The organism is Brevundimonas sp., assembly GCF_019636155.1.
Taxonomy (GTDB): Bacteria; Pseudomonadota; Alphaproteobacteria; order Caulobacterales; family Caulobacteraceae; genus Brevundimonas.
Genome location: NZ_JAHBYB010000028.1, coordinates 1 through 7,852, shown reverse-complemented (window position 1 = coordinate 7,852; position 7,852 = coordinate 1). Strand labels below are relative to the sequence as shown.

Sequence of the window (7,852 nt, the reverse complement as noted above, 5' to 3'; positions counted from 1 at the left end):
CCGAGGTGATCGAGATGGACGCCGATCTGGACTTCACCTTTCCCCGCTACAATCCGAACCCGGAAGACCACGCCATGCTCAGCCAGATGGCGGCGCGGGTGAAGGAGACGGGCGCCGACCTGGCCCTGGGGTTCGACGGCGACGGCGACCGTTGCGGCGTGGTGGACGACACCGGCCAGGAGATCTTCGCCGACAAGATCGGCCTGATGCTGGCCCGCGACCTGTCGGCCCTCCATCCGAACGCGACCTTCGTCGTCGATGTGAAATCGACCGGCCTGTACAAGACCGATGCGGTGCTGAAGGCGAACGGGGCGACCACCGTCTATTGGAAGACCGGCCACAGCTACATCAAGCGCAAGACGGCCGAGATCGGCGCCCTGGCCGGGTTCGAGAAGTCGGGCCATTTCTTCATGGCCGGGCCGCTGGGCCATGGCTACGACGACGGCATCGTGGCGGCCGGAGCCGTCCTGGCCATGCTGGACCGCAATCCGGGCAGGACGCTCAGCGAACTGAAGGCCGCCCTGCCCGACGCCTGGACCAGCCTGACCATGTCGCCCCATTGCGACGACGAACTGAAATACGAAGTGCTGGACCGGATCGTGGCCGAGTATCAGGCCCTGGCCGACGCGGGTGGCGAAATCCTGGGCCGCAAGATCGTCGAGGCCATCACCGTCAACGGCGTGCGGGTGCATCTGGACGACGGCAGCTGGGTCCTGGTCCGCGCCTCGTCCAACAAGCCGGAACTGGTGGTGGTGGTCGAATCCATGCGGTCCGAGGACGACATGCGCGCCCTGTTCCGCGACGAGGTGAAGCCGCGCCTGGCCCGATACGCCGAGATCGGCGCCTACAATCAGGAGATCTGACCTGGACGATCCGGTCGTCATCGTCGGCGGGGGATTTTCCGGCGCCATGCTCGCCGCGCGCCTGGCCGAGCGGGGGCAGGCCTCGGTCCTGATCGACCACAGCGGCGATTTCGGGCGGGGCGTGGCCTATTCGACGCCGTTTCCGGGCCATCTGCTGAACGTCCGCGCCGACCGGATGAGCGCGGTCGAGGGTCGGCCCGGCGATTTCGTCGACTGGCTGAAGGCGAACGCCCCCGATCACGCCGATCCGGACGGTTTCGCCCCCCGCGCCCTCTATGGCCGCTATGTGCAGGACCGGCTGGCGACGGTCGAGGCGGCCCATCCCGGCCTGATCCGGCGGGAGGTCGCCGAGGTCGCGGCCGTCACGGAACAGGGGGTGCGGCTGGTGGACGGGCGGACGATCACGGGCGCGGCCGTGGTCCTGGCCACCGGCAATCCGCCCCCGCGCACGGCTTCGGGAAACGACCGGGTCCTGTCCGACCCCTGGGCGCCCGGCGCCCTGGACCGGATCGGCGAGAGCGACGACATCGTCATCGTCGGCACGGGCCTGACCATGGTCGATGTGATCCAGGCCTTGGACGCGCGCGGCTGGACCGGCCGGACCGCGGCCCTGTCGCTGAAGGGCCTTCTGCCCCTGGCGCATGGAGACGGTCACGATGCGCCGGCCGCCCTGTCCGCCGAGGCCGTTTCGGGGCCGCTGTCCCGGCGGCTGAAGACCGCCCGCGCCCTCTCGCGCCGCCTGGGATGGCGGGCCGTCATGGAAGGCTATCGCCCGGTCACCACCGCCCTGTGGGCCGAGGCGACGACGGCGGAGCGCGCGCGCTTCCTGCGCCACCTGCGTTCCTGGTGGGACGTGCATCGCCACCGCATCGCCCCGCAGATGGCTCAGATGCTGGCGCGGTTGAAAGACCAGGGTCGGCTGGTCGTGAAGGCCGGCCCGCTGGACCGGATCGAGGCGGGGGAGCGGGGCGTGGCCGTTCACTGGCGTCCCGCGGCCGGCGGGGTGGCTGAACCCCTGAACGCCGCCTGGGCCATCGACTGCACCGGCCCGGGCCACGATCCGGCCACCCACGCTCTGACCGCCCCCCTGATCGCCGCCGGCCGCGCCCGGTTGGAGCCGCTGGGCCAGGGTCTGGATCTGGATGCGGAAGGCCGGGTGCGCGACGCGACGGGCCGTGCGGACGGTCGCCTTTGGATCCTGGGCCCCCCCGCCCGCGCCGCCTACTGGGAAACCATCGCCGTACCGGATATCCGGAAACGGATCGAGATCATGGTCGCGGCTCTGATCTAAACCGGACGACCGCGGGGAGGGACCGATGCACCCCATTCTTTCCGGCTTCCGCCGCCTGGGACAGTTCTCGGGCCGGGATTCACGCGCTGTCTTCTGGCCTTACGCAGGACTGGTCCTGGGCGTGGGCGTGCTGGCCATCATCGTCGTGATCATGGCCTGGATGCCTTCGTTCATCGCCGAGACCCAGGCCTTCGCCACCCAGTATCCGGACCGGGTGACGACCCAGGTCGGACCCGGCTCCTACACCGTGACGATCTCGCCGGGCGACCCGCCCTTCATGCCCGACAATCGCGGCGTGATGCTGGGCGTAAGCCTCGTCGTCGTCGCCCTGATGGTTCTTCTGGCCGCGGCCGTCGCGCGCCGGCTTCACGACACGGGCCGTTCCGGCCTATGGGGCCTGCCGACGCCGATCTTCCTGCTGATCAGCCTGACGCTGATGCCTGGGTTGATGAACTCGTTCGTGGGGCCCGATCCCGACATGCGGCTTTTCGGCCTGCTGTTCGCCAACAATGCGGCCTACATCCTCAGCCTGGGCCTGCTGCTTCTTTTCCTGGTCCTGCCCGGCCGCCCCGGCCCGAACCGGTTCGGACCCCCGACGCCCTGAGCCCGCATCAACCCTGGTTTAGCGAAACGCGCCTTCGCGCAGGTTCACGCCGTGCTCCAGCCAGGCCTTCAGGGCGGCCAGCATCTGGGTCCAGCCCATGCAGTTGCCGTAGGAGGCCTTTAGCCCGGTCGGGGTCTGGCGCCAGCCTTCCTCGGCGATGGTGACCAGGGTGCGGGCGCCGTCGTCCAGCGGCGTGAAGGTCATGGTCACCGTGGTCATGTATCCGGCCGCGACCACCGGATCGGCGTCGGCGGGCGCGCCCTCGTTGGCCTCCCACTTCAGAACGATGCGGCGGTCCTGGACCACCTCGACCACCTGGACCGGGAAGGCGCCGGGAAAGTCGGCGAAATCCCACTGCACCGTCTGGCCTGTCGCCAGCCGTCCGACCGCGCCGCCGGTGGTGAAATAGGCCGACAGCTGGGCCGGGTCAGCCACCGCCTCGAACACCTGATGCACCGGTTTCGACACTCGCATGCCGACCTCGAATTTCAGATCCATGACCGCGCTCCGTCCCTTGAGTTCGGGCCAGATAAGTTATAAAATCATAACATGTCAAATTCGGACGATCTGGACGCCGTTTTCAAGGCCCTGGCCAACCCGGTCAGGAGGCGGCTGCTGGACGCGATGAAGGACGGGCCGTGCACCACGGGCCAGCTGTGCGAGGCCGAGCCGTCGCTGGACCGCTGTACGGTGATGCAGCATCTGAAGGCGCTTGAAGCGGCTGACCTGATCATCGTGCGGCGCGAGGGGCGCGAGCGGTGGAACCACCTGAACGCCATGCCGATCAAGGCCGTCCACGACCGCTGGATCGCCCCCTATGCGCGCGGCGCCGTGGCCATGCTGGCGGACCTGAAGGACCGGGTGGAGGCCTAAACCATTTTCGGTTCAGTCGGAATTGACTGATCCTAGAACAATGGTCCGGTTTCTGCTGGAGCGAATATCCGGGTTTAGTTGGACCTGCGTCCAACTAAACCGATTTCGCTCTAGGTTCCGCCAAGACCCTACACACAGCCAGGAGCCCCCGTCGTCGGCAGACGGCAGCCTGCGCGCCGTGGGCTCTAGCGGCCAGCGACCAGGCCAGCTATGGCGTCCAGATAGGCGATGAAGGCGCGGCGGCCCGGCTCGGTCATGGCCGCCTCGGTCAGAGGCTTGCGGCCCACGAACCGCTTGTCGAGAGTGATATAACCGGCCTCCTCCAGCTTGCGCAGATGGACCGACAGATTGCCGTCGCTGGCCTGAAGCCGGGCCTTCAGGGTGTTGAAGTCGGCGCTGTCGACCCCGGACAGAAAGGCCATGATCCCCAGCCGCATCCGCCCGTGGATGACGTCGTCGATGCGGCCGATGTCGAAATCGTCCGCCATCACGCCCGGCTCGATCCGCGCATCAGCAGATAGCCCGGCAGGGCCATCAGACCGAACAGACAGGCGGCGTAGGCCAGATACTGTTCCGGCTGACCCGCCAGCAGGGCCAGGATCGGCGCCGCGATCAGGGAGGCGACCGACAGCCAGCCCAGGATCCTGGACCGCTGCATGGCCGCGGTCACGCCCCAGCCGACGCCATAGAAGACCATGATGATCGAAGGGATCATGGCCAGGGCGACCAGGCCGGCCGCCTCGCCCCCGCGCCAGCCGACCACGGCGATGGCGGACATCAGAGCGAAAATGCCATAGCCGACGCCGCTCCAGACCGCGGCCGTGGCGCGTCCGGCGCCGGTCTGCACACCCGGCGCGCCGCGCATCCCCCGCAGCAGGACCACAAGGGCGATCAGGAACACCACGGTGGCGACCAGCCAGGCCAGGCCGCGCACCGGCCCGGTCTCGGCGATCAGGCCGCTCAGGATCGCCCAGTGAGCCAAGGCCGCGACGCCATAGACGACGCCCGCCGCCATCATGATGGGCGCGCCCCGCACGGGACCGCGGCTGCCCTCTTCCGCCAGCTGCCGCATCCAGGCGATGTCGGCCTGGGAGCCGGTGCTTTCGTGTTCCATTGCCGTCCTCCGATGCCGGCGCGAGGGATCGCCCGGCGATGATGTCGAGGCGACCCTAGTCCATGCACTTCATTTTGCAAAGTGCTTTTTAAACGGCGAGCGTTTTATCGGAACGGCGGCTCGTCGAAGGCGCGCAGTTTGCGCGAATGCAGCCGCATCCCCTCGGCCCGCAGCAGGTCCACGGCCTGGATGCCGATCTGCAGGTGTTCGGAGATCGAGCCTTCGTAGAAGCGGTTGGCCATGCCCGGCAGTTTGATTTCGCCATGCAGCGGCTTGTCCGACACGCACAGCAGGGTCCCGTAGGGCACGCGGAAGCGATAACCCTGAGCCGCGATGGTGGCGCTTTCCATGTCGATGGCCACGGCCCGGCTCAGGTTGAAGCGCAGGGCCGACTTGGAATAGCGCAGTTCCCAGTTGCGGTCGTCGGTGGTGACCACGGTGCCGGTGCGCAGGCGGCGCTTGACCTCTTCGCCCGGCGCGCCCGAGACGATCTTGGCCGCGTCATAAAGGGCGCGCTGGACCTCTGCGATCGAGGGGATCGGGATGTCCGGCGGCAGGACGGCGTCCAGCACATGGTCGTCGCGCAGATAGGCGTGGGCCAGGACATAGTCGCCGACCGTCTGGCTGGGCCGCAGGCCGCCGCAGTGGCCGATCATCATCCAGGCGTGCGGCCGGGTGACCGCCAGGTGGTCGCAGATGGTCTTGGCGTTCGACGGGCCGACGCCGATGTTGACCAGGGTCACCCCCTCCCACCCCGGCGCGGTCAGGTGATAGGCCGGCATCTGATGCTTGCGCCAGGCCTGGTCCAGAATGGCCAGTTCGGGGTCCGGATTGTCGCGCGTGATGATCACCCCGCCGGCGCAGCTGAGCGTCTCGTAAGGGCTGGTCGGATCGGCCAACTGGGCGCAGGCCCAGCGCACGAACTCGTCGACATAGCGGTGGTAGTTTGTGAACAGGATGTAGTTCTGCACGTCGTCCACCCGCGTGCCCGTGTAGTGCTTCAGCCGGGCCAGGGAGAAATCGGTGCGCAGGCCGTCGAACTGGGCCAGGGGGAAGGCGTCGCCCAGGTCCCACAGCCCGTCCGACACCTCGTCGCCGATATGGGCCAGGTCTGTGGTCGGGAAATAGCGGGCGATGGCCGCCGTCATGGTGCGGTCCAGCACCACGTCCGAGCCGTCCAGCACATAGGGGAAGGGGATTTCCTGGTCCGAGGGCTCGACCTCGAATTTCGCTCCATAGTCCCGTTCCAGCAGGTCGAGTTGCTGGACCAGATAGGAACCATACAGGTCGGGCCGGGTGATGGTCGTCTCATAGACTCCGGGCCGCGACAGCCGGCCGAAGGCCCGGGTCTCCAGATTGGCCGGCCGTTCGCCGAACCAGCTGACCCTGAGCCGCGGATAGGAAAACAGGCCCTTGGCCCGCGCCTCGGCGTCGGGGCGTTCGCCGGTTTCGAGGAAGGTCTTCACCGCCTGGCGCAGGTCGGCGACGGCGGCGGCGTAGAGGGTTTCCAGGCGGGCCAGCGCCGCCTGTGCGTTCATCGTGTTTGTCATGGCCTCCCTTACCGGAAGACCGTGGCGTTTGCGAGACGGCGACGCTTAATCCACCCCGCGCCGGTTCTTGATGCTGGCGTCGGTCAGGGTCAGCCGATCATCGACGATGTCAAAGCTGAGGCCCGCTTCGCCCCCTTCGCCGCAGCAGTTGGCGTCGGAGGCGCGCCACAGGGGGGTGTAGGCGCTGAGTTCCGGGAAATGCCAGCGCGGCTGGTGCCGCACCTCGAGACCCTTCAGCAGGTCGCCGGCGCGCGCCTGCCAGAAGATGTCGACGGGCCGCCACTGGCCGTCACGCCACAGCAGCATCACCGTCATGTCGCCGCTGCCCGTGCCGCGCGAGATGCCCGGAACGATCAGCAGCCACTGGCCCTCGCCATTGGGGGTCAGCATCGGGGCGTCGTAGCGCGCGCCCTCGAAGGTCCAGTAGATGGGCTTTAGCGCGCCGCCGGCCTCCTGTTCGAAGATGACCACCCCGCCGCCGACGCCATCTTCCTCGGTGAAGCCGTCCTGAAGCTGGAACCACAGCCGCTTGTCTCCGCCCTGGACGAAGCCGCCCGCGGTGACCGAACAGCCCTTAAGCACGATGTCGACGCAGCCGGCCTGCAAGGCCTCGACCGTGGTGCGGATGGCGCGGGCGCGGCGATCCTGGACGATGCGGCGTTGCAGGGCCTCGACATAATAGTCTTCGTCACGCTGATCGACGGGGTCCGAGAGCCAATAGCGATGGGTGTTCTCGACGTCATAGGGCATGGGCGTCGCCGCCAGGGCCTGGCGATAGGCGGCCTCGGCCGTGGTCGCCAGCGGCTCCTGCGCCTCGGCGGCGGGAGGCTGTCCGCAGGCCGACACGGCCATGGCCAGGGCGAGGATGGAAGCGGTGATCAGGCGCATTGGAGTCCCTCCGGTCGCCGCCACTTAAACCCCTAGGCGATGGGCCGCGCCACTGACCGACCCTGACGGACCGGGCCCAGCTCGCGATGGAAGAAGACCGTGACATCGTCCAGCACCGGCGCCTTGGCGCGGAACAGGGGCGAGAAGGTCGCGATCAGGTCCGCGTGGGTCAGTCCGGGATAGAGTTTCGCCTGCGACCGCCCGCCGAGCGCGCGCATGCGGGCGTCCAGCAGGACCGTGTCCTCGGCATGGACCACCGTGTCCTCGGTCCCGTGACCCAGCCACAGGGGCGGGGCGTCGGCGCGGGCGAAGGTGATGGGCTGGGTCATCAGGGGATCGGGCGCCCGGCCGAAGGCCCGGATCGAGGCGCGAACGTCGAAGGGCAGGAAGTCATAGGGGCCTGCCAGACCCGCCGCAGCCCGGATCAGGCCGGGCCTGCCGACGGCGGCCATGTAGCGGCGGTCCAGGGCGATCATCAGGGCCAGATGCGCCCCCGCCGAGTGGCCCAGAACCCCCAGCCGTTCCGGATCGCCGCCGTGGGCCGCCGCCAGCGGGGCCGCCCTGGCCGTGGCGGCGGCGGCGTCCTGGACGAAGGCCGGAAAGACGGCGTCGGGGACCAGGCGATAGTCCGGCGTGACGACGACGAAGCCGCGAGCGGCCAGGGCCTGA

Annotated in this window: 9 protein-coding genes and 1 pseudogene; 4 read left to right on the top strand and 6 right to left on the bottom strand. The window is 68.6% G+C overall.

Going from position 1 to position 7,852, the window contains the following annotated elements:
• From KF910_RS14025 to KF910_RS14015, 3 genes and pseudogenes are all read left to right on the top strand, one after another.
• Positions 1-863, top strand: a pseudogene (locus tag KF910_RS14025) (phosphomannomutase/phosphoglucomutase); the annotation flags it as partial.
• Positions 850-2,154: an FAD/NAD(P)-binding protein gene (locus KF910_RS14020; RefSeq protein WP_323805643.1), complete on the top strand. Its 1,305-nt coding sequence runs from the start codon at positions 850-852 to the stop codon at positions 2,152-2,154. The pseudogene KF910_RS14025 and the gene KF910_RS14020, both read left to right, overlap by 14 nt.
• A 25-nt stretch (positions 2,155-2,179) precedes the next feature.
• On the top strand, positions 2,180-2,758 hold the full coding sequence (locus tag KF910_RS14015) for a DUF805 domain-containing protein (protein ID WP_292264004.1): 579 nt from the start codon (positions 2,180-2,182) through the stop codon (positions 2,756-2,758).
• 18 nt (positions 2,759-2,776) lie between these two features.
• On the opposite strand, the gene KF910_RS14010 is transcribed toward KF910_RS14015, so the two are convergent.
• Positions 2,777-3,256: an SRPBCC family protein gene (locus KF910_RS14010; protein WP_292264002.1), complete on the bottom strand. Its 480-nt coding sequence runs from the start codon at positions 3,254-3,256 to the stop codon at positions 2,777-2,779.
• 51 nt (positions 3,257-3,307) lie between these two features.
• Between KF910_RS14010 and KF910_RS14005 the strand changes: the two genes are divergently transcribed.
• Positions 3,308-3,631 carry an ArsR/SmtB family transcription factor gene (locus KF910_RS14005; protein ID WP_292263999.1) on the top strand — a complete coding sequence of 108 codons (324 nt, stop codon included), beginning with the start codon at positions 3,308-3,310 and terminating at the stop codon, positions 3,629-3,631.
• 185 nt (positions 3,632-3,816) lie between these two features.
• Here the strand turns inward: KF910_RS14005 and KF910_RS14000 are convergent, their stop codons facing one another.
• The 5 genes from KF910_RS14000 to KF910_RS13980 form a co-directional block, all read right to left on the bottom strand.
• On the bottom strand, positions 3,817-4,119 hold the full coding sequence (locus KF910_RS14000) for a winged helix-turn-helix domain-containing protein (RefSeq protein ID WP_292263998.1): 303 nt from the start codon (positions 4,117-4,119) through the stop codon (positions 3,817-3,819).
• On the bottom strand, positions 4,119-4,745 hold the full coding sequence (locus KF910_RS13995; RefSeq protein ID WP_292263996.1) for a hypothetical protein: 627 nt from the start codon (positions 4,743-4,745) through the stop codon (positions 4,119-4,121). Before KF910_RS13995 ends, KF910_RS14000 begins: the two co-directional genes overlap by 1 nt.
• 104 nt (positions 4,746-4,849) lie before the next feature.
• Positions 4,850-6,295 (bottom strand): AMP nucleosidase, encoded by a 1,446-nt coding sequence (locus tag KF910_RS13990; protein WP_292263994.1) that lies wholly within the window; start codon positions 6,293-6,295, stop codon positions 4,850-4,852.
• Positions 6,296-6,340: 45 nt separating this feature from the next.
• Positions 6,341-7,183: a hypothetical protein gene (locus tag KF910_RS13985; protein WP_292263992.1), complete on the bottom strand. Its 843-nt coding sequence runs from the start codon at positions 7,181-7,183 to the stop codon at positions 6,341-6,343.
• Positions 7,184-7,215: 32 nt separating this feature from the next.
• Positions 7,216-7,852 (bottom strand): alpha/beta hydrolase (locus KF910_RS13980; RefSeq protein ID WP_292263990.1); only part of this gene is annotated, 637 nt, incomplete at its 5' end.